A 23,271-nucleotide genomic window follows, 5' to 3' on the forward strand; every position below is an offset into this window, starting at 1 on the left:
GCAAACACTTAATGGTAGATTTATTATTAGGACTCCAATGGGGAGACGAAGGTAAGGGCAAAATTGTAGATGTTCTTACCAAGGATTATGATATAATTGCCCGTTTTCAGGGGGGTCCAAATGCAGGACACACACTTGAATTTGATGGTATAAAACATGTTTTACACACCATACCTTCTGGAATTTTTCATAAAAATGCCATTAACGTTGTGGGCAACGGGGTGGTTATAGACCCTGTTATCTTTAAAAAAGAATTAGATAACTTAAACCAGTTTAGCATAGATTACATTGCTAAACTTTTGATTTCTAGAAAAGCACACTTAATACTACCTACCCACCGTTTACTAGATGCCGCTTCTGAAACGGCAAAAGGCAAAGCCAAGATTGGCTCTACCCTAAAAGGAATTGGCCCTACATACATGGACAAGACCGGCAGAAACGGTATGCGAGTAGGTGATTTGGAATTTACAGACTGGAAAGAAAAATATAGAGCTTTAGCGGATAAGCACGAAGCAATGATTGCTTACTACAATGTAGACATACAATACAACTTACCTGAGCTAGAAACCGAATTTTTTGAAGGTGTGGAAACCCTTAAAAAATTGACCTTTATAGATAGTGAGCAATATATTTTTGATGCTATGGCCGCTGGTAAAAAGATTTTGGCAGAAGGCGCTCAAGGTTCGCTTTTAGATATTGATTTTGGTACCTATCCATTTGTAACCTCATCTAACACTACAGCAGCAGGGGCTTGTACCGGTTTAGGTGTAGCTCCTGGCAAAATAGGAGATGTTTTGGGTATTTTTAAAGCATATACCACTAGAGTAGGTAGCGGACCCTTTCCAACGGAATTATTTGACCAGGATGGAGAAACCATGGGCCGTGTTGGTAACGAGTTTGGCGCAACAACGGGCAGACCAAGACGTTGCGGATGGTTAGATTTAGTTGCTTTAAAATATGCTGTACAAATTAATGGGGTAACCGAGCTAATGATGATGAAAGCGGACGTTTTAAGTGGTTTTGATACCATTAAAGTTTGTACCGCCTATCATTACAAGGGTGAAGAAATTGCACATCTACCCTACAATATAGAAGCAGAAAACGTGACACCAATCTACAAGGAACTTAAAGGCTGGTCTGCAGATTTAACTAAAATGACCAAGGCAGAAGAATTACCAGCTGCTTTAAATGAGTACATAGCTTATTTAGAACAGGAGTTAAACGTTCCTATCAAGATTGTTTCCGTGGGTCCAGATAGACTACAGACTATCTTACGATAGCTAACTTACTAGAAAAGTACTTTTATGGATAGGCTTTCTTTTGAAGAAAAGACAACGGTTTTTTTGGAAAAAGGAAAGCCTTTCTTTTTTCTAATCAATTTTGACCAAACCCAATTAATAGCCCTTGATTTTGAAGAAGCAAATAGACAAGGCATTTACTTTGATATTAAAGGCTGTAGTAACATAACCAAGCAAAAGGTTCTGGCTCCTATTCCAGAATTCAGAACCGAACCATTGCCATTCTCCAAATATGAAAATGGGTTCAATTTGGTTAGACAAGAAATATTAAAGGGCAATAGCTTTTTGCTGAACCTTACCTACCCTACTCCAATCTTAAATAATTTAGATTTAGAAAATATATTTTATACCGCTAAAGCGCCCTATAAACTATATTACAAAGACAATTTTGTTTGCTTTTCTCCAGAGTGTTTTGTAACCATAAAAGACAATTTTATATACTCCTATCCTATGAAGGGCACTGCAGCAGCAAATATGGCGAATGCTGAAAAAATGCTTATAGAAAATGCAAAAGAAATTCAGGAACACAATACAATCGTAGATTTAATAAGAAACGATTTATCCTTAATTGCCAAAGAGGTAACCGTTACCAAGTATAGATATTTAGAAAAAATTAATTCAAAAGACGGCGGGCTTTACCAAACTAGTTCAGAAATAAGAGGAAAACTCTCGGTTGACTGGAAACAAAATTTTGCAACACTATTATTTAAAATGTTACCTGCTGGATCCATAAGTGGTGCTCCCAAAGAACAAACCGTTAAAATAATTAAAGAGGCAGAACAATATGATAGAGGTTTCTATACCGGGATTTTTGGAATCTTTGATGGAAAAAAAATAGATACCGGTGTAGCTATTCGTTTTATCGAGAAGACAGAAAATGGCTATAGCTTTAAAAGTGGTGGTGGTATTACCCATCAAAGCCTAGCGGAAGAAGAATATGAAGAACTATTAAAAAAAGTATATGTACCCACTTTTTGAAACCCTTTGCGTACAAGACGGAGTTATCAAAAATAGTTCTTTTCATGAAGCTCGCTTTAAGCAAGCGTTTTACAAGTTTTATGGTTACGTCCCTAACTTTAATTTACTGGATGCAATAGAAGTACCAAAACCGTTTAATACCGGAATAGTTAAGTTAAGAATTGATTATAATCAAGAACAAACGGCACCAAAATTTACTTTCTACACACCCAAAATCATTAACACCCTAAAGCTAGTCTACGACAACCATATAGATTACGACTTAAAATTTACCCATAGAGCACCTTTAACCCAGCTTTGGCAAAAAAGAGGTAACTGTGATGATGTTCTTATTTGTAAAAATGGGTTAATAACGGACACCTATTTTGCCAATATCCTTTTTACAAAAAATGCCAAATGGTATACCCCAAAAACATTTTTATTAAATGGTACGTGCAGGCAACGACTCTTACAGAATAAGCTGGTAGAAAGCATGGATATTTCCGTACATAACTTAAAAAAATTTGAAGGATTTCAACTTATAAACGCAATGTTAGATTTTGACCCCTTAAAAATCATCCCCATAGGGCAGATAAAAACCAATTAGGTTTTCGTGAAAGTTTAGTAAACTTTTTCTCTATTTAAGCTGAAATGCAAGGCACTTAAGTAATTTTCTTCTACTAATTACTAAGCATGCAAATCAAACTTAAAACCCAAAAAACACTTATACTCTATTTTACCCTATTCTGGTCTTGTTTATTGTTAGGACAATCTTTACCAAGATTAAGCAAAATTGGAAACAAAGACGTACTCCTGGTAAACAATGCGCCCTACTTAATACTTGGTGGTGAATTGGGCAATTCTACGGCAACCTCCAAAGCGTCTATGTCTACAGTATGGCCAAGACTAAAAGAGCTCAATTTAAACACTGTTCTAGTCCCCATTTATTGGGAGCTTTTAGAACCCGAACCTAATCAATTTAATTTTGATTTGGTAGACGAACTTATCCATGACGCAAGAACCAACAATCTAAAACTAGTTTTTCTGTGGTTTGGTTCTTGGAAAAATAGTATGTCTAGCCATGTACCGGCATGGGTAAAAACCAATTATAAAAAGTATCCAAGAGCCAAGGACGATAAAGGTAATTCGCAAGAAATCTTAAGTCCATTTTACAGAACTAATCTAGAGGCGGATCTTAATGCCTACACGGCTTTAATGCGGCATATTAAAGAAGTAGACGGTAAGGAGAATACCGTAATTATGATGCAACCAGAAAATGAAATAGGTATGTTACCCGTAGCCAGAGACCACAGCCCACTGGCCAATAAAAAGTATGCCGAACCCGTTCCAGACCATTTAATGGAGTATTTACTGGCCAATAGGGAAAAATTAAATCCGGAATTCAATTCAATTTGGGCCAAAAATGGATACAAAAAATCTGGAAATTGGGCAGAAGTATTTGGGGAAGGTATAGCCACGGAAGAATTATTTATGGCATACTATTTTGCTAAATATACCAACAGCATTACCCAAGCGGGTAAAGAAATATATCCAATACCTGCGTTTGTAAATGCCGCATTAAATGCTCCTGGCAAAGCACCAGGCGTATACCCTAGTGCAGGTCCGTTGCCACATTTGTTAGATATATGGAAAGCAGCCTCACCAGCCATTGATTTCTATTCACCAGATTTTTACAATCCTGATTTTGAAAAATGGAATAATTTATACACCAGACAGAATAACCCGCTTTTTATTCCAGAACATCGTTTTGATAACACCGTAGCTGCCAAAGCCATTTTTACTATTGGCAAGTACCAAGCTTTGGGGTTCTCCCCTTTTGCCATAGAACAAAATCCAAATGTAGAACTAAAACCAAAAGAAATTCTTTTAGCGGAAACCTATAAAACACTGGGAGAACTGGCTCCTGTCCTTTTATCACAATGGGGACAAAATAAGATAAAAGGCGTTCTTTTAGACAAAGAAAACAATACCAGTACGTTTATCTTGGGAGATTACGAGTTTACCGCTAGCCATACCCATAACCTAGGATGGGACCCAAAAGCAAAAGATGACCAATGGGAGCAAGCCGCGGCTTTAATCGTTCAAACCGCTAAAAACGAATTCTATTTTTTAGGATTTGGTACATCGCTCACCTTCAAAAACCTTAAAAACAACAAAACTGTCGGTATTTTAAAAGCGGAATCAGGACACTTTGAAAACAATACTTGGAAAGTTTTTCGTCATCTAAATGGAGACCAAACGCATCAAGGCAGGCATATTAGGGCATTCTTGGGTACGGTTTCTTTACAACGATTTACCCTGTATGAATATGAATAAAAGGTAATCATGGTAAGATTATCCATTTACCCTTTACCAAACATGGGATAACAAGAAGCAATCAACGATTGGATATTAAATCTATCTAAACTTAAATCTTTCCTTTTGGTAAAAACCTTACTTTTGGGCAAAATTTCAAGCAATTGAAAAGATGTATACTTTTTTGTGCTTTTATATGTATTGCTAGTGCAAAAACAGCCGCACAGCAGACAGAAAGCAAGAAAATAAATATTGTTTACGGGGCCAATCTTATAAAAGACGAGGAACAGTTTCCTGGGGCAACCATATTTAGTAAAGACGATACCAGACAATTACAGTTTGAGCACCAAGGAGCCGACCTATGGTGCGATGTAGCTATTTTCTATTCTGAAGCAAATACCCTTAAAGCTGTGGGGAACGTAAGATTGCAGCAAGGAGACAGTATTGAAATGAATAGTGGTAAATTAGACTACGACGGTAACAGTAAAATAGCACGGGCCTATGAAGCGGTAGATTTAACGGACGGTCAAATGACCCTAACTACGGACACACTATTTTTTGATAGGGAAAAACAAGAGTCTTTCTACAAAACCGGTGGCAAAGTAATAGACTCCGCCAATGTGCTAACCAGTATAATCGGCACCTATTTTATGGAGTTGAAAAAAGTTCAGTTTCAAAAAAATGTCCATATAGACAATCCAGAATATACCATAGATTCTGAACAATTAAACTATTACCGTACTACTAAAAACGCGTATATGTACGGACCTTCTACTATTATAGGCGAAGAGTACACCATCTACTGTGAACGTGGTTTTTACGACACTAAAATTGAACAGGGCTATGGTGTAAAGAACACTAAAATAAATTACAACAACCGTATTATAGAGGGCGATAGTGTTTTCTTTGATAAAGCCACATCCTTTGCATCTGCCACCAATAACATTAAGGTTACGGACACAGTAAACAATGGGGTTATTAAAGCACACTACGCAGAGGTTTTTAAAGAAAAAGATTCCGTGTTCGCTACCAAAAGAGCAGTTGCCATAAGTTTGGTTCAACAAGATTCGCTCTACATACACGGAGATACCTTAATGGTTACCGGCAAACCTGAGGCCAGGGTATTAAGAGCGTTTAGAAATGCTAAGTTTTATAAAACCGATATGAGCGGTAAATGTGATTCTATACATTCTGCGGAGGCTACCGGTATAACCCAATTAATTACCAATCCGGTATTGTGGAATTTAGACAATCAAATGACAGGGGACAGTATTCATCTAATTTCGGATTTAGAAACCGAAAAGATGGATTCTTTACGTGTTATAAACAATGCATTTATCACGGCCTTTGATACCATTGGCAAAAAGGGTTACAATCAAGCAAAAGGAAAAGACCTCTTTGGAAAATTCATAGAAAATGAATTAAAAATTGTAGATCTGGTTAAGAATACGGAGGTTATCTATTACATGTACAATGATGAAAACGAGCTAGTAGGTATAGACAAGACCATTTGCAGTAAGATTAGATTGGAATTGGCCAATAGTGATATAGAAGACATAACCTTTTTTGTAAATCCTGAAGGCAAAATATATCCTGAGGCCGACTTACCAGAGGAAAACAGAAAATTAAAAGGTTTTATTTGGCGTGGAGATGAACGCATTACCTCTAAATCCGAGATTTTTGATGCCGATGACAACAATATCATATTGGTAAAAATTAGAGGCATAGACGAACCCGTAGATATAGATACCGAAGAACAAGAACGTGGAGGCTTACCTTTAGCGCCTAACAATGCGCCCAAGAATAATAAAGCCACCAACACCAAACGCCCCAAACTTAAAAAAGTTGGGGGTGTATAATGCAAACAAGGAGATGCTGAATTATGGAGAAGGATTATTACAAATACCAAGCACAAACGTCGCCCTACCCTTTGGGTATGCAAGTATCCCGTGCTTCTGGCAGCTATATTTATGATACCAATGGCCAAGCCCATTTAGATTTTGTGGCCGGAGTTTCTGCTTGTAGCCTAGGCCATTGCCACCCAAAAGTGGTAAAGGCCATAACCCAACAAGCCCAACAATACATGCATGTTATGGTCTACGGTGAATACATACAGGCACCAGCCGTGGCTTATGCCAAGTATCTTGCATCTTTATTGCCTAAAACGTTAGAAGTTACGTATTTGGTAAATTCTGGAACAGAAGCCATAGAAGGCGCTTTAAAATTGGCAAGACGCTTCACAGGTAGGTCAGAAATACTAGCTGCAAAAAATGCCTATCATGGAAATACCATGGGTAGTTTAAGTCTTATGGGGCTAGAAGAGCGCAAAGCATCTTTTAGACCATTGATTCCAGATGTGGGGTATATCCAATTTAATTCTGAAGAAGACTTAAAATACATCACAACAAAAACCGCTGCGGTAATTTTAGAAACCATACAAGGTGGTGCTGGGTTTATTGAACCCAATAACAATTATTTAGAAAAAGTTAGAAAAAAGTGTACCGCTGTAGGTGCACTATTAATTTTAGATGAAATACAGCCTGGGTTTGGACGTACCGGCAAATTGTTTGCATTTGAACATTACAATTGCGTACCAGATATTTTGGTAATGGGCAAAGGTATGGCTTCTGGCCTTCCTGTTGGCGCTTTTACCGCTTCGCAAGAAATTATGGCTACCCTAATGAACCCAAAAATGGGACACATTACCACTTTTGGCGGTAACCCTGTCATTGCGGCAGCAGCTTTGGCAACACTTAAAGAAATAACGGAAAGCCAACTAATGGCTCAGAGCCTAGAAAAAGAAATACTCTTTAAATCACTTTTGGTACACCCTTTGATTAAAGAAATTAGAGGCAAAGGATTAATGTTGGCATTACTCATGAAAAATGACCAAATAGCCAATGAATTGGTCCTAAAGGCCAAAGCAGAAGGCCTTATACTTTTTTGGTTATTGTTTGAAAATAGAGCGGTTAGGATTACACCTCCCCTAACTATCTCTGAACGTGAAATCAAGGAAGGCTGCACTAAAATTTTAAAAATATTGGATGCCCTAAATGGGCAAACTGTTAACTAATTTGTTAATAAGAACACAAATTAAGACTTAAAATTGGAGCAATATCCTGCTAATTTTAAGTCCATAGTTAATCCAAACTAGACCTATGGCGTTACATACTAACGAAAATCATAATCCTACGGTACACAAATTCGAGTCTATGTTAAAGACAGATGATGTCTATTTCTTTGACGCGGAAGACTTTGAAGAGATAATTCATCATTACTTGAATCTTGGAAAAGTGTCTCTAGGAAAAAAGGCAATTCAATTGGGTTTGGAGCAACATCCAAATTGTATTGAAATAAAATTGCTTCAAGTAGAAGTTTTGGTTTTTGAAGATCAATTTACCAAAGCAGAATCACTCCTTGATCAATTACAGTCTATAGATGCCCACAACGAAGAAATTTTTATTCAGCGCGCAAACATTCTTTCCAAAAAAGATAATCACGCCGGGGCTATTGATATGTTAAAGCAAGCTTTAACAATTGTACAAGATGAGGATAGCTTTGATGTGTACTCGCTTATGGGTATGGAGCATCTTTTTATGGATAACTATGTAGAAGCTAAAAAGTGCTTTATACAGTGCCTTACTTATGATGATTCTGATTATTCTTCTTTATACAATGTAATTTATTGTTTTGAGTTTTTAGAAGATTTTGAAGGCGCTATTAGTTTTTTGAACAAGTTTTTAGAAAAAAATCCTTACTGCGAGGTAGCATGGCACCAGTTGGGTAAAATGTATATTGAAAAAAACATGTGGGAATCTGCACTTGGTGCATTTGACTTCGCCATAATTAGTGACGACACTTTTTTAGGAGCCTATTTTGAAAAAGGAAAGGTTTTGGAAAAACTAGGTAAACTCAATGAAGCAATAGCTTGTTATGAAACCACTATTGAAATAGAAGACCCCACATCTCATGCCTATTTAAGAATCGCTAAATGCCATGAAAAACTTGGCAATGATGATTTGGCCAAATACTATTATTACAATACGGTACATGAGGATCCCCTGTTGGATAAAGGATGGTTGGCCATTACAGAATTTTATCTTAGAAAAAAAGATTACGAAAAAGCTTTACACTATATAAACAAGGCTATAAATATAGATGGCGACAATGCCTTGTACTGGAAAAGAAATGCAGAAACCTTTTTTGCATTAAACAATATAGACGAGGCCGATTTTGCCTTTAAGCAAGCTGTAGAATTAGGGAATTACGAGCTAGACACATGGACCAATTGGGCCAAGGTTTTAAAACAACTCAATGACTCCGAAGCAGCAATTCAAGTATTATTGCAAGGTCTGGAGTTCTACCCCAACAATGCGGAAATATTGTACCAATTAACTGGGCTATATCTACGTTGTAACAATTTTGATGAAGCAAAAGAACATTTTGGTGTAGCATTGCAGATAAGTCCAAAAAAATCTTCAATCTTCTTAGAGTTATATCCAGAATACGGTCAACTTAAATGGGTCCAAGATTCCCTCAAAAGAAATCAAAGGGCTTCTACCTAAATAGGTATCTTTGCAGCAATTTAGATATTAGGTTATGCCAAGAAAACTAATAGATTATCTGTGGGTTACCCTAAAGGGTATGGCCATGGGAGCTGCAGATGTTGTACCAGGAGTATCTGGAGGTACCATTGCCTTTATTTCTGGAATATATGAAGAGTTAATAAATGCGATTAATTCCATAGATTTTTCTCTTTTTAGGGAAATCAAAGAAAATGGAATTAAGGCAGCTTGGAATAAGATTAACGGTAATTTTCTCTTAGCACTTTTTATTGGCATTTTTATTAGTGTACTATCCTTAGCCAAGTTATTAACCTGGTTACTAGAGAACCAACCTATTTTGTTATGGTCCTTCTTTTTTGGTTTAGTGGTCGCCAGTATCTTTTTGGTTGGTAAGGAAATAAAAAAGTGGAGTGCTTTAACCGTAATCATTTTAATTGTAGGTGCGGCTTTGGCATTTTACATTACCAAACTACCCCCCAATGAAAATGTAGATTCCTATCCGTTTTTATTTTTATCGGGTGCACTCGCCATTTGCGCAATGATTTTACCTGGTATATCTGGTGCTTTTATTCTAGTGCTTCTTGGCTCCTATAAAACCATTCTAGAAGCGGTACATCAGCGAGACTTTGCCATTATTGCAACCGTTGGTGCAGGGGCTATTTTTGGCTTACTAAGTTTTGCCCGTTTACTAAAGTGGATGTTTAAAAACTATAGAAATACCACATTGGCGCTGTTAACCGGTTTTATTCTAGGGTCTCTGAACAAAATATGGCCATGGAAAGTGGTGCTAGAAACAAAGGTTTTTGATGATAAGGTAATTCCGGTCAATGAAGTAAGCATTTCACCTTTTAATTATGAAGGGGACCCCAAACTAATTCTAGCTTTGGTTCTAGCAATACTAGGTTTTTCGGTTATTTTTATTCTTGAAAAATTAGCTGCAAAAAAATAGGACTGCCAAATGCAACAACAAAAAACCCGAACAATAGGCGATAAGTTGTTCTTGGTCATCAAGGGACTTTTCATGGGTGCCGCCAATAAAGTACCTGGTGTTTCTGGTGGTATTGTTGCTTTTGTGGGCGGATTTTATGAAGAGTTTATCTACTCCCTTCAAAAAGTTAACCTAAAGGCTTTTAAGTTACTATTCAATGGAAGGTTCAGAAGTTTTGTTAGGTATATCAACGGAACTTTTTTAGGCCTTCTAATAACGGGAATGCTAATTAGCTATTTTAGTGTTTCTAGGCTGTTAGATTATTTTCTAGAGCGTAAAGAATTATATGTTTGGGCCGCATTTTTTGGTATGATAATCGGTTCTATTTACTATATATCCAAAGATTTTAAAGACTGGAACAAAAAAACCATCCCCGCAGGAATTATTGGATTACTTATTGGAATCTCCATAAGTTTTTTAAATCCCGCAAAAGAGAATGACAACTTATTTTTTATTTTTTTCTGTGGGGTAATAAGTGTTTCTGGCATGACGTTGCCAGGCCTTTCCGGTTCCTTTATTCTAATCCTTATTGGTAACTATGTTTTATTATTGGTAGACTCCGTAAACAGCCTTTACTTTACCATCTCAGAACTAATACAGGGCGATTTTAGTTTTGTGAACAACCCTTCCCGATTAAAAACACTAAAAATATTGGCTATTTTCACCCTAGGTTCAGCCACTGGTTTAGTAACACTTTCCCATTTTTTAGGTTATCTACTAAAGCATCACAAAAAAATTACCACAGCCGTAATAATTGGTTTTATAACAGGTTCCCTTGGGGTATTGTGGCCTTGGAAAAAAACCATCTATAAAACAGATATAGACGGCAATTTTCTATTAGACAGTAACGGAGACACTATAATTTTAAATTACCAACGTTATTTACCTAATTTGGGAAATATGGAAACATGGGGTGCCATATTTTTTATCATTTTTGGCATTTTTGTTTTATTAAGTTTAGATTGGTATGGAAAAAACAGAAATGAAATCCAAAAGACTAGGGCTAATAGGTAAGAATATTTCTTATTCCTTTAGTAGGGGGTATTTTAAAGATAAGTTTGCCACACTTAATTTAAACGAATATTCCTATGAAAATTTTGACCTAGAAAGCATTTCAGATTTTAAAAAATTAAAAGACTGTACAGATATTGTTGGCTTTAACGTTACCATACCCTACAAACAGGAAATAATACCTTTTTTAGACAATTTAGACCCGCAAGCAGCACAAATAGGGGCCGTTAACACCATTAAAATAAAAGATGGTAGCTACATAGGCTATAACACGGATGCTTATGGGTTTAAAATTTCAATTACTCCCTTTCTTAAACCACATCATAAAAAGGCATTAATTTTAGGTACAGGCGGTGCCAGTAAGGCTATTGCGTTTGTATTGGAAGAACTAGGTATAGCTTATACATATGTATCTAGAAACCCAAAGCAAAACCAGCTGAGTTATGATAAAATTGATGAAAACGTCCTTAAAGAATACTTGGTAATTATTAATTGTAGTCCCGTAGGTACATTCCCAGATGTGGACAAAAAACCAGACCTACCCTACCACTACATTACGGATGAACATATTTTATTTGATTTAATCTACAACCCATCAGAGACCGCTTTTCTATCCGAAGGTAAAAAAAGAGGAGCCGCCATACAAAACGGCCTAGCCATGTTAAAAGGTCAAGCCGAAGAATCTTGGGAAATCTGGAATCGCTAATTTCTGATTATAATTATTCCATCGCTTTTACAATAAAGAAATAAAAGGCTTATTAAGAATCATTACTTTTGTCTATGGTGGGTATTATTTATAACTTACCGCAATAGAATGAGCCATCAATCTAACTTAAAACCGAACAACTGTGATGGAGAACGAAGCAAATAAACCACAGGAAACTGCTGGGGGGAATGAGAATTTAGAAAAAAACACCGAAAATTTTTCTGAACAAGAAAATGAGGTAACCTTGGAGTCTACTGAATTAGAGGCATCTGAAAATACGGATGCGCCTATCCAAGAAGACGAGGTACAAGATGAAATAGATAAGGAAAACGCCGAAGATGCAGAGGATACGGAAAACGAGAAAAGGCATGAAATTCCTTTCTTGGACTACCATTCTATGAGCATGGAAAATCTTGTTGGAGAGTTGCAAAAATTGGTTAAAAACGAAAAAGTACAAGCTATTAACAAACACGTTAATGCGATTAAACAAGAATTTGACCAAAAGTTCCGTGACTTTTTAGAAGAAAAAAAGGAAGAATTCATAGATGGCGGTGGTAACGAAATTGATTTTAGATACAACTCGGTAACCAAAAGACAGTTTAACGAAGTTTACAAAGAGTACCGTGAAAAACGTGATACGTACTATCGTAATCTAGAAAAATCCTTACAGAGCAATTTAGAAAATAGATTGGCCATAATAGAAGAATTAAAAAGTTTGGTCAATGTAGAAGAAGATATAAATACCACTTATAAGAATTTTAAAGAACTACAGGAAAAATGGCGCAATGCCGGTCCTGTACCCAGAAATTCTTATAATGATGTTTGGCGTACCTATCACCACCACATGGAAATCTTTTATGATTTTCTACACTTGAATAGAGAGTTGCGCGATTTAGATTTTAGACACAATCTAGAAGAAAAACAAAAACTTATTGCCAGGGCCGAAGCTTTGGTTTCAGAACCTGATCTAAATAAAGCTTTTAGGGAACTACAAACCTTACATAAGGTTTGGAAAGAAGAGATAGGACCAGTTGCCAAAGAAATTAGGGAAGAAGTATGGGAAAAGTTTAGTACGGCCACAAAGGCCATGCATGCTAGAAGACAAGAGTACTTTGCTTCTCTAGAAGAAGTGTATGAAGAGAATTTGGTAACCAAAAATGAAATTATTGCCAAAATAAAATCCGTTTCTGAAAACGTGGCCAACAGCCACAAGGGTATCCAAAATCAAATTAAAGAAATTGAAGCCCTAAGAGAAGAATTCTTTAAGGCAGGCAAGGTACCACAACGCGTTAATGAAGAAACCTGGGCGCGATTTAAAGAAGCTGTTAGAAAATTCAACAAAAAGAAAAACGGTTTTTATAAAGAACTTAAAAAAGAACAGCAAGACAATCTAGATAAAAAAAGAGCCTTACTAGAAATTGCGGAGTCTTTAAAGGATAGTGAGGATATGGAGAAGGCAACTCCAGAAATGAAACGCATTCAAAACGAATGGAAAAAGATTGGCCATGTGCCAAGAAAATATTCAGATAAAATTTGGAATGAGTTCAAAGCAGCTTGTAACCATTACTTTGATAGGTTACATGCTCAAAAGAAGGAAGACAACAAAGAGGAGTTTGCAAATTTTGAAGCCAAGTCTGAATTGATGGAAAAGTTAAAAGCTTTTCAACTTAGCGGGGATAGAGAAAAAGATTTGCCAAAAATAAAAACCTTTATTGCAGATTGGAAAAAAATTGGCCATGTTCCATATAATAAAAGGCATATCAATAGCAAATTCAATAAGATTATAGATGCCCTATTTAAAAAGTTAGATATTTCTAAACAAGAATCAGAATTGCTTAAATATGGCGATAAGATTAAGCAATTGGCCAATGCAGATGATAATGAACGTGCCATTGGTAATGAACGTGTTTTTATTAAGCGTAAAATTGATGAAAGCAAGAGCGAAATAAGACAGCTAGAAAACAATTTACAGTTCTTCTCGAATGCTTCTGAAGACAATCCGTTGGTAAAAGATGTTATTAATAACATTAATAGGCACAAAGAAGCTTTGGATACTTGGAAAACCAAGTTAAAGAACCTTAATATCATGGAAAACAAACTGGCTAGAGAAGAGGAAGAGCAAGCTGCTGAAGACAACAATAGTTCAGAAGAAGAATAAGATTTTTTATACAACCCATCAGCCTGTTTATTTAGTGGAAGTTTAACAACCCACTTGATAAACAGGCTTTATTTTTACGCCAAAATAAAGCAGGTATGGAGCTTACCATAGAAAACATTTTATTAGTTGGGTCTCTTCTGCTTTTTATAAGCATAATAGCAGGCAAAACATCTTATAAATTTGGAGTCCCCACTTTACTGCTTTTCTTAGCTATTGGAATGTTAGCTGGATCTGATGGTATTGGCGGTATTGCTTTTAACAACCCAGAGCTAGCACAATTTATAGGTATTGTATCCTTAAACTTTATTTTGTTTTCTGGTGGCCTGGACACCAATTGGAACGCGGTTAAACCAATTTGGAAAGAAGGGGCCGCACTCTCCACGGTTGGTGTATTGTTAACCGCTACCAGCCTGGGTACTTTTGTTTTCTTTATTAGTGATTTCACCTTAATGGAAAGCATGCTTGTAGGGGCCATAGTTTCCTCTACAGATGCAGCAGCAGTTTTTTCAATACTTCGTTCTAAAAATATCGCCTTAAAAACCAACTTACGTCCAACATTAGAATTAGAGAGCGGTAGTAACGACCCTATGGCCTACGTTCTAACCATCACCTTTTTATCTTTGGTTGTAAACCAAAATCAATCTATTTTAGGCGTGCTACCATCATTTTTTCTTCAAATGATATTGGGTGCGGCATTGGGTTACGGTTTTGGGCGCTTAAGCAAATGGATCATAAACAAGATTGAATTAGGTTTTGAGGGGCTATATCCTGTTCTTGTTATTACCCTAATGTTCATAACCTTTTCAGCTACTGATGCCGTAGGTGGTAATGGTTTCTTGGCTATTTACATTTGTGCGGTTTATTTAGGAAACCAAGATATTATACATAAAAAGACCATCTTAAAAATGTACGATGGTTTAGCTTGGCTCATGCAAATTGTACTTTTCCTTACCCTTGGTCTGTTGGTGTTTCCCAGCCAAGTAGTTCCCTATTTTGGTATAGGCCTCTTGATTGCTCTATTTTTAATATTCGTTGCAAGACCTATTGGGGTTTTTATAAGTCTGGCCCCTTTTAAAATGCAAATGGCAAGAAGGTTTTATATCTCTTGGGTAGGCCTAAGAGGTGCCGTACCTATTGTATTTGCCACATATCCCCTATTAGCTGGCATAGAAAAGGCAAATATTATTTTCAATATTGTTTTCTTTATCTCCGTAACTTCTGTTCTGGTGCAAGGCACTACCCTATCTGTAGTTGCAAATTGGCTTAAAGTTATACAACCAGATGGAGAAAAAACCATTAACGAAACAGAACAATTTATTGCTGAACTTCCTAAAAATACTCTTACAGAAATTACAATTCCCGAAAATAGCGAAGCAGTGAATAAAAGAATAGTTGAGCTTCACTTTCCCGTTAACGCTATAATAGCCATGATAAAAAGAGATGATTCTTTTATAACTCCTAAAGGCGCAACGGTATTAAATGCAAAGGATACGTTAGTTATTCTAGCAGAAAGCCAAGAAGATTTACTCAATGTTAAGAACTGTTTAAAATAGTAGGCATTATACCTGGTTGCAGTACCTTTGAACTATGATTTCTAGAAGAAAAATATTCAAAAGTCTTATACTACTACTGTTGTATGTAGCTGGGATTGCAGTGCCACAAATTTTAGGTACTTCTTCTGGTTTGTTAATTAATCAAAATTTTTCTCAACAAAAGAAATCAGAGTTTAAAAAAGGGGGGCAAAATGAAATTGTCTATGCAAGTGAATCCTCTTCCTATTCTAATGGACCATCGGCTTTAAAACTTGTAAATATACTGCTGTTTGCAACATCAACCACAATACTACAAAGGTTAGTGTGGCATGGTAAGCTTATACATTTAAAAATAACAAGCGGACAAAAAGTAACACCTAACCTAACTACACGTGTAATCATATTTCCTTTCCACACGTTTTCTTGACCATAAACTATTTATTTAATCTTAAGGCAGCCGTAATTAAAATTATAGGTTGTAGAACAACTTATTAGTAATAAATAGAAAGATGGATATATATAACACTCTAATAGGGTTACTACTTCTTGTAGTATCCTTTGCCCCGTTTGTAATATTGACTGCAAGTGGTGCTAAAAAATCAAAGAAAATTAAACAAGAAATTGAAGCAGTAGCCAAAAAATGTTATGGCACTATTGTAGAATTTGGACGCGTAAACAATCTGGCGTTTGCCATAGATGCCCATAATAATTACTTCTACATAAAGAAAGAGAACAACATAAAAACCTATAGATTGTCTAATTATACCAGTTGCAACTATTATGAAGATAGACAGCGCAAAGGAAATGGAAAGAACCGCACGGAAATATTAGTAAACTGTGGTTTGGAATTAATTGCCAAAAGTGGCCTTAATTTAAAGGTAGAGTGCTATTCTATAACAAAGAAAATACAGCCTAGTGGGGAGTATGAGTTTGCCCAGAAGTGGAGTAAGCTTATACAAGATAGGTTGTAAAGAAAAAGCCCCGATGATCATCGGGGCTTTTTTATTATTTGGCTACGTTTACAGAGCGTGTTTCTCGTATAACCGTAATTTTAACCTGACCGGGATAAGTCATATCCGTTTGGATTTTTTGCGAAATATTAAACGATAATTCAGCAGCCTGATCATCATTTACCTTTTCACTCTCTACAATTACACGTAGTTCCCTACCTGCTTGTATCGCATACGCCTTCTGTACACCGGTAAATCCAAAAGCAATATCTTCTAAATCTTTAAGACGTTGAATATAAGAATCCAGTACTTGTCTTCTAGCGCCAGGTCTAGCGCCACTAATGGCATCACAAACCTGAACAATTGGCGAAATCAAGCTTGTCATTTCTATTTCATCATGGTGGGCTCCAATTGCGTTACACACTTCTTTTTTCTCTCCATATTTTTCTGCCCACTGCATTCCTAAAATAGCATGTGGTGTTTCAATCTCTACCTCTGTATTAGGTACTTTACCTATATCATGTAATAACCCTGCACGTTTGGCCAATTTAGGATTAACACCCAACTCTGCCGCCATGACACCGCATAATTTAGCTACTTCCCTAGAATGCTGCAGTAAGTTTTGTCCGTAAGAAGACCTATATTTCATTCGTCCTACAGCTTTTATCAATTCTGGATGTAAGCCATGAATACCCAAATCGATAACCGTACGCTTACCAATTTCTGCTATCTCTTCGTTAATTTGCTTTTCGGTCTTTTTTACAACCTCTTCAATTCTTGCAGGGTGTATACGACCATCTGTAACCAGTTTATGTAATGATAATCTGGCTATTTCTCTCCGTACCGAATCAAAACAGGATAAAATTATGGCTTCTGGAGTATCATCTACTATAATTTCTACCCCTGTAGCTGCCTCAATCGCGCGAATGTTTCTACCTTCCCTACCTATGATCCTTCCTTTGACGTCATCGGATTCTAGATTAAATACTGAAACACAGTTTTCTACGGCTTCTTCGGTACCTATGCGTTGAATGGTATTGATAACTATTTTCCTTGCTTCTTGCTGTGCTGTAAGTTTAGCTTCTTCTAACGTGCTTTGAACAAATGCCATAGCATCTGTTTTAGCTGTTTCTTTCAAAGACTCTAACAACTGCCCTTTTGCCTCGTCTGCAGATAGCCCAGAAATAACTTCTAGTTGCTGCACTTGACTACGGTGTAGTTTTTCTACTTCGGCACGCTTTTTCTCTAAGATGTCGCTTTTATATTCTACCTCTTTAAGCTCTGCTTCTAATTGTTCTTTTAGACGTTTATTCTTGGCTAGCTCACTTCCAACCTGAGATTCTTTGTCCCTAGTGCGTTTTTCCGCTTCGGCAATTTTTTTGTCTTTATTAATGATAACCTTTTCATGCTCTGCCTTTAGCTCTAAAAACTTCTCTTTGGCCTGAAAAATCTTATCCTTCTTAATGTTTTCGCCTTCTTTCTTGGCATCTTCTATAATTTTGCCCGCTTCTTTTTTAGCATTACCTAAAATTTGGGTTGCCTTGCCTTTTTCTAACATTTTGGCAATACCAAAACCTATGGCTAAGCCAACCACCGCAGCTATTATTCCAATTAGTGTTATATCCATTTCAATTTAGTTTGATTTAAAAAAAAACCCACATTGGACGGAAGTTTTGTACAAACTCCTTTAAACAGGTTTAGGGTTAACAGATTGATCAAGGATCCTTTCTAGAAGGCCTGCTTTTACAACCTAAACTCACCCTTTTTAATTGTATTAGTGTTGAGTTTGTCAAAAAATAAGTACCAATGTGGGTAGTAACTGTAATTTTATTTTAAAGAACTTATTCTACAGTTAGTTTAGAGCGAACCAGCTGGTCCAAGGCACGTAACCTTTCCCTAGCTTCCTTTACACTCTCTGACTCCTGTATATCTCCTTGCTCAATTTTAGAAGCAAACTGTAAAGCACACATAGCAAGCACGTCTTGCTTATCTCTAACAGCATAGTTCTGCTCAAATTTTTTGGCCAACATATCAATGTTTTTAGCCGCTCTGCGCAGACCTTCTTCTTGTTTTGGATCTATGGTTAAGGGGTAAACCCTATCCGCAATCGAAAGCTTAATTTTTAGCTTCTCTCCCATATAATTAATAGTGCACTTATTCTGCCAATTGCGCTATACAGCTATCAATTTCCCTAATTAGTGCGTTTATCTTGAGCTTTGCCTCTGTTTTGTTTGTATTACCACCCACCATTGTACTTGCCAGCTTTAGGGACTTATATTTTTCTTCCCATTCTAGCAAAACCTCCTTATCTACTTGTCGTTGACTTTTTAGAACCTCTAAATTGCGCTCCAATTCTTCATTGGTTTGCTTAAGCAGTTCTAACTTATGTAAAAGCTTGCTTATTTTGTTTTCCAAAGAATCAACTAAATCAACAAGTTCGGCCATAAGCAGAGTACAATGCGTATTTAAACAAAAATAACATACCTGTACAAATCAAGCAATAGTTTTAGCATTATTCTTTTTAACGTTATCCGTTACAACTTCAATTTTTTGTTTAACCCCTATTGGTTACTTTAGTGCTCAAAATTGTACATACTGTATGCAAGCACGCATTTTTCTTTTGTTTTTAACTGTTACACAACTTATTAACGCCCAAAAAGAATATCCACAAGATTTTTTTAGATCCCCAATGGATATTCCAATTGTACTTGCGGGTACTTTTGGCGAATTACGGTCTAACCATTTTCATGCTGGTTTAGATATTAAAACACAGTTAAGACAAGGCTTACCAATTTATGGCATTGCAGATGGTACGGTTACAAGAATTAAGATATCGCACTGGGGGTATGGAAAAGCGCTTTATGTAGCGCATCCAAACGGATATACCTCGGTGTATGCACATTTGAAAAAGTTTGGACCAGAAATAGAAGCGTATATCAAGAAATTACAATACCAGAAAAAGTCTTATGAAATAGAAGTTTTCCCCGAGTATGGAGAACTCAAAATAAAAAAAGGAGATATCATTGCCTATAGTGGCAATACTGGTGGGTCTTCTGGACCTCATTTGCATTTTGAAATAAGAAGTAGCGTAACGGAGAAGCCTACCAACCCGCTACTGTATGGTTACGAGGTTAGAGACGCAACCAACCCTACCCTTTTGGGGCTCTTTGGATATCCGTTATCTAATGATGCCCAAATAAATGGTAGCGAAAATAAATTGCAGCTCAACTTTTCAAAACAAGCGGACGGAACTTTTCTGGCCGATGAAATAAAAGCATCTGGAACCATAGGTTTTGGGGTTAATGGTTTTGATCGGCAAGATATGGCCGCAAATAAAAACGGTATTTATAGCGTGGTACAAAAAGTAAATGGTAAAACCTATTCTGCGTATGACTTTGAAACCTTTTCTTTTGCTGAAAGTCGCTACATAAATACACTTATAGATTATGAGCATTTTGGAAAGTACAAACAGCGCGTTCAAAAACTATATAAAGAACCTGCCAATAAATTAGGGATTTACAGCAAGCTGTACCAAGACGGTAAAATTAACATACAAGATGGCTTGGATTATACCGTGGAAATTCTTTTAGAAGATTTTGAACATAACCAAACCAAACTTGTAATACCCATTAAAGGAAGTAAAGTGCCAATAAAATCTAAAAAAAATATTAGCAAAACAGACCATTTAATACTTGCCAGCAAGCCAAATAGTTTTGATTTAGGAGGTGCAAAGGTTTATTTTCCTGAAAACGTCTTCTATGATAATTTTTATATTGACCTAGATAAAGGGGCGGATACAGTAAAAATTCATGACAACACTGTAGCTGCCCATAGAAATTTCACCATAACTTTTGATGTAGCTAAATACAATTTAGAAGACCGTAAAAAAATGTTCATTGCTCGGATACGAGAAAATGATAATATGCCCAGCTATAGCAAAACCTACAAGCGAGGCAATACATTTACAACTAGAACAAAAACCTTTGGAACTTATACCTTGGCCAAAGACACCACACCGCCCGTAATTACGCCCAAAAACTTTAAGGCAGAAAAATGGCTTAATAATTACAATTATTTAAGCCTAACCATTGCGGACGATTTAAGTGGGATCAATACTTATTGCGCAACCCTTAACGGAGAATGGATTTTAATGGAATATGAGCCAAAAACCAGAACTATAACCTACAACTTTGATGATAAAATTTTAACTTCAACAAAATGTGATTTAAAAGTAACCGTTATTGATAATGTAGGCAATACAACTATTCTTGAGCAAACATTCTACAGAAAGTAAAAGCAAGTCTTACGGGCTTCAATTTTTATTGAAGCTGGTATTCCTTTTCTCCTTTATAAATATAGGTGCCCAAGATGCCATAATTACCGGTATTGTTTTAGATGAAAACCAAAATCCCATACCCGATGTTGCTATAAGTTATAGAAATACAGGTACCACCACCGCCGAGGACGGTAGTTATTTATTCGGTGTAGTTGCAGATAAAGCGGTTACCATTTCTTTTAGCCACATAGGTTTTGAAAAAATAGTTCTTAAAGACCTCATTTTAAGTACCAACGAAACTTTTGAATTTAATCCTGTAATGAGCAAGGAAACGGTTCAAGTTGCGGGGGTTACAATTACGCCAAACGGTACAAAAAAACTGAAAGGCGTAACCACGGTTTCTCCAGAAATTATCAGAAATATTCCAGGAGCCAATGCTGGAGTAGAAAATATTTTAAAACTTTTACCTGGAGTATCCTTTAATAACGAGTTAAGCACACAATACAATGTAAGAGGTGGTAATTTTGATGAAAATCTTGTGTACGTAAATGGTATACAAGTATACAAACCCTTTTTAATAAGGTCTGCACAACAAGAGGGTTTCAGTTTTGTAAATCCAGATATGGTACAAAGCGTAGAATTTTCCGCAGGGGGGTTTCAAGCCAAATATGGTGACAAACTGTCTTCTGTCTTGGATATTAGATACAAGCAACCCACCAAGTTTAGTCTAAAAACCGCCGCAAGTTTAATTGATGCATCCACCACTATAGAAACAATTACCAAAAACAGAAAGTGGAGCTCTATTAGCGGTGTTCGTTATAGGGACAATTCCCTTTTTATCAATAGCCAACAAACAGAAACCAATGTAAAACCTGTATTTTTTGATGCGCAGAGCTACCTCTCCTTTAAACCAACTACAAGGCTTCGCTTTAGTCTTCTAGGAAATTTCTCTGTTAATGATTATCAAAATGAACCATTGGCAAGGCAAACCAATTTTGGCACCATACAAGAACCCAGAGCGCTAGCCGTCTACTACCAAGGGCAAGAACAAACTAAATTTCAAACCGAATTCTTAGCCTTTAATTCGTCCATTTTAGTCAGCAACAACCTAAAACTAGACTTTAGCTCATCTATTTACCATACGTTAGAACAAGAATTTTCAGATGTTATTGCGGCTTATGAACTTGGCCCAGTAGAAACAAATGCCGATAGTTCCAATTTTGGATCAATAGTAAATGCAACCAATATTGGCGGACAAATCAACAGAGCCAGAAACGAATTAGATGCTTTAATTTACAGTGTAGCCCAAAAAGGTAAATTAAAAATAAACGAACAACAATTAGATTGGGGTATAACGTATACGGTAGAAGATTTTAGAGACCAATTAAATGAAACCGAGTTTTTAGACTCTGCGGGAGTAATCATTAGACCACCGAATAGCGGGTTTACCAACAATGAACCGTTTGAGCCTTATGATGCCCCTATTTTACCTTTTGAGCGGATTGCTGCTTACAACCAGGTAAAAACCGAACGTATTACTTCCTTTACACAATGGTCTACCCAAACAGAATGGAAAGAACATACCATTTATTTAAATGGCGGTGTTCGCGCCCATTGGTGGAATGTGAACCCCAGCAACACTACCTCAAAATCACAGATAATATGGAGCCCTAGGGCGCAAATAGCCGTTAAACCCAATTGGAATGCCGATATGCTCTTTAGGTTAGCCGTCGGAAGCTATCAACAACCGCCATTTTACAGAGAACTAAGGGGATTTGATGGCCAGGTTAACCCAAATGTAAAAGCGCAAATGTCTACTCATTTTGTTGTGGGCAATGAATATAGTTTTCGTTTTTTGGACAGACCATTTTTCTTAACAAGTGAAGCCTATTATAAAAAAATGAGTGACGTAAACCCATACACATTAGAAGATGTACGTATTAGATATTTGGCAGAAAATATTGCCAAAGCCTATGCCTACGGTCTAGATTTTAGACTAAGTGGAACCTTTGTGCCCGGTATAGAGTCTTGGGTAAGTCTAGGATACCTTAAAACCGAAGAGAACTGGGACGATGAAGGGTACATAGCTAGGCCAACAGATCAACGATTAAAAATGGCAATGCTATTTCAAGATTACATGCCCAACTTACCACAACTAAGGTTGTATATTAATTTGGTCTATAACACGGGGGTTCCTGGTGGTTCTCCTAATTATGAAAATCCATATAACTTTCAGAATAGATTAAGAGATTATAAACGGGCAGATTTGGGAATTTCCTATATTTTTGCGGACGTTAATACCAACTGGAAGAAAAAAAATTGGCAATCCGCATTTAAGGAGCTAGCCGTTGGTTTTGAAATCTTTAACCTATTCAACAATCAGAATTCTATCACTAATACTTGGGTTAGAGATGCAACCAACCAAAACCAATATGCTGTTCCCAATTATTTAACTTCTAGGATTTTCAATATTAAACTAAATGCAAGGTTTTAAAATATCTAAAGGCATAAACT

At 36.5% G+C, this 23,271-nt stretch carries 19 protein-coding genes and 1 other RNA gene; 16 read left to right on the top strand and 4 right to left on the bottom strand.

Features of this window, described 5'->3' with window-relative positions:
• Positions 1-11 precede the first annotated feature (11 nt).
• From BUL40_RS11210 to BUL40_RS11275, 14 genes are all read left to right on the top strand, one after another.
• Entirely contained in the window at positions 12-1,280 is a 1,269-nt protein-coding gene (locus BUL40_RS11210; RefSeq protein ID WP_080319341.1) for an adenylosuccinate synthase, read from the top strand.
• Positions 1,281-1,304: 24 nt separating this feature from the next.
• A complete protein-coding gene (locus tag BUL40_RS11215; protein WP_080319342.1) occupies positions 1,305-2,276 on the top strand; it encodes an aminodeoxychorismate synthase component I in 972 nt (323 codons plus the stop codon).
• The gene (locus BUL40_RS11220) at positions 2,260-2,862 is read left to right on the top strand and encodes an aminotransferase class IV (RefSeq protein WP_080319343.1); all 603 of its coding nucleotides are present in this window, start codon (positions 2,260-2,262) and stop codon (positions 2,860-2,862) included. The genes BUL40_RS11215 and BUL40_RS11220 overlap by 17 nt, the downstream gene beginning before the upstream one ends.
• Before the next feature lie 86 nt (positions 2,863-2,948).
• Entirely contained in the window at positions 2,949-4,592 is a 1,644-nt protein-coding gene (locus tag BUL40_RS11225; RefSeq protein ID WP_080319344.1) for a GH35 family beta-galactosidase, read from the top strand.
• A 143-nt stretch (positions 4,593-4,735) separates the two neighbouring features.
• Positions 4,736-6,430 carry an OstA-like protein gene (locus tag BUL40_RS11230; RefSeq protein ID WP_010520122.1) on the top strand — a complete coding sequence of 565 codons (1,695 nt, stop codon included), beginning with the start codon at positions 4,736-4,738 and terminating at the stop codon, positions 6,428-6,430.
• Between the two features lie 23 nt (positions 6,431-6,453).
• Positions 6,454-7,644, top strand: coding sequence for an aspartate aminotransferase family protein (locus BUL40_RS11235; RefSeq protein WP_080319345.1), 1,191 nt, complete (start codon positions 6,454-6,456; stop codon positions 7,642-7,644).
• An 85-nt stretch (positions 7,645-7,729) separates the two neighbouring features.
• Positions 7,730-9,136, top strand: coding sequence for a tetratricopeptide repeat protein (locus BUL40_RS11240; RefSeq protein ID WP_010520120.1), 1,407 nt, complete (start codon positions 7,730-7,732; stop codon positions 9,134-9,136).
• A gap of 34 nt (positions 9,137-9,170) precedes the next feature.
• Positions 9,171-10,085, top strand: a complete 915-nt coding sequence (locus BUL40_RS11245; protein WP_080319346.1) for a DUF368 domain-containing protein — start codon at positions 9,171-9,173, stop codon at positions 10,083-10,085.
• 9 nt (positions 10,086-10,094) lie between these two features.
• The gene (locus BUL40_RS11250; RefSeq protein ID WP_080319347.1) at positions 10,095-11,138 is read left to right on the top strand and encodes a DUF368 domain-containing protein; all 1,044 of its coding nucleotides are present in this window, start codon (positions 10,095-10,097) and stop codon (positions 11,136-11,138) included.
• Positions 11,092-11,841, top strand: coding sequence for a shikimate dehydrogenase family protein (locus BUL40_RS11255; RefSeq protein WP_080319348.1), 750 nt, complete (start codon positions 11,092-11,094; stop codon positions 11,839-11,841). The genes BUL40_RS11250 and BUL40_RS11255 overlap by 47 nt, the downstream gene beginning before the upstream one ends.
• A gap of 145 nt (positions 11,842-11,986) precedes the next feature.
• On the top strand, positions 11,987-13,999 hold the full coding sequence (locus tag BUL40_RS11260; RefSeq protein WP_080319349.1) for a DUF349 domain-containing protein: 2,013 nt from the start codon (positions 11,987-11,989) through the stop codon (positions 13,997-13,999).
• Positions 14,000-14,094: 95 nt separating this feature from the next.
• The gene (locus BUL40_RS11265; RefSeq protein WP_080319350.1) at positions 14,095-15,552 is read left to right on the top strand and encodes a potassium/proton antiporter; all 1,458 of its coding nucleotides are present in this window, start codon (positions 14,095-14,097) and stop codon (positions 15,550-15,552) included.
• Positions 15,553-15,586: 34 nt separating this feature from the next.
• Positions 15,587-15,958, top strand: a complete 372-nt coding sequence (locus BUL40_RS11270) for a hypothetical protein (protein ID WP_010520114.1) — start codon at positions 15,587-15,589, stop codon at positions 15,956-15,958.
• A gap of 82 nt (positions 15,959-16,040) precedes the next feature.
• Positions 16,041-16,502 (top strand): hypothetical protein, encoded by a 462-nt coding sequence (locus BUL40_RS11275; RefSeq protein WP_141239660.1) that lies wholly within the window; start codon positions 16,041-16,043, stop codon positions 16,500-16,502.
• 34 nt (positions 16,503-16,536) lie between these two features.
• On the opposite strand, the gene rny is transcribed toward BUL40_RS11275, so the two are convergent.
• The 4 genes from rny to BUL40_RS11295 form a co-directional block, all read right to left on the bottom strand.
• Complete coding sequence (gene rny, locus BUL40_RS11280; protein WP_010520112.1) at positions 16,537-18,108, bottom strand: ribonuclease Y; 1,572 nt, start codon at positions 18,106-18,108, stop codon at positions 16,537-16,539.
• Between the two features lie 52 nt (positions 18,109-18,160).
• Positions 18,161-18,267, bottom strand: a non-coding RNA gene (ssrS, locus tag BUL40_RS11285) — 6S RNA.
• A gap of 55 nt (positions 18,268-18,322) precedes the next feature.
• Entirely contained in the window at positions 18,323-18,619 is a 297-nt protein-coding gene (locus BUL40_RS11290) for a cell division protein ZapA (RefSeq protein WP_010520111.1), read from the bottom strand.
• A gap of 16 nt (positions 18,620-18,635) precedes the next feature.
• Positions 18,636-18,926 (bottom strand): hypothetical protein, encoded by a 291-nt coding sequence (locus BUL40_RS11295; protein WP_080319352.1) that lies wholly within the window; start codon positions 18,924-18,926, stop codon positions 18,636-18,638.
• 154 nt (positions 18,927-19,080) lie between these two features.
• Between BUL40_RS11295 and BUL40_RS11300 the strand changes: the two genes are divergently transcribed.
• Both BUL40_RS11300 and BUL40_RS11305 read left to right on the top strand, forming a co-directional pair.
• On the top strand, positions 19,081-20,775 hold the full coding sequence (locus tag BUL40_RS11300; RefSeq protein ID WP_080319353.1) for a M23 family metallopeptidase: 1,695 nt from the start codon (positions 19,081-19,083) through the stop codon (positions 20,773-20,775).
• Complete coding sequence (locus BUL40_RS11305) at positions 20,750-23,251, top strand: TonB-dependent receptor (RefSeq protein ID WP_080319354.1); 2,502 nt, start codon at positions 20,750-20,752, stop codon at positions 23,249-23,251. The genes BUL40_RS11300 and BUL40_RS11305 overlap by 26 nt, the downstream gene beginning before the upstream one ends.
• Positions 23,252-23,271 lie beyond the last annotated feature (20 nt).

Source organism: Croceivirga radicis (genome assembly GCF_002072105.2).
GTDB classification, from domain to species: domain Bacteria; phylum Bacteroidota; class Bacteroidia; order Flavobacteriales; family Flavobacteriaceae; genus Croceivirga; species Croceivirga radicis.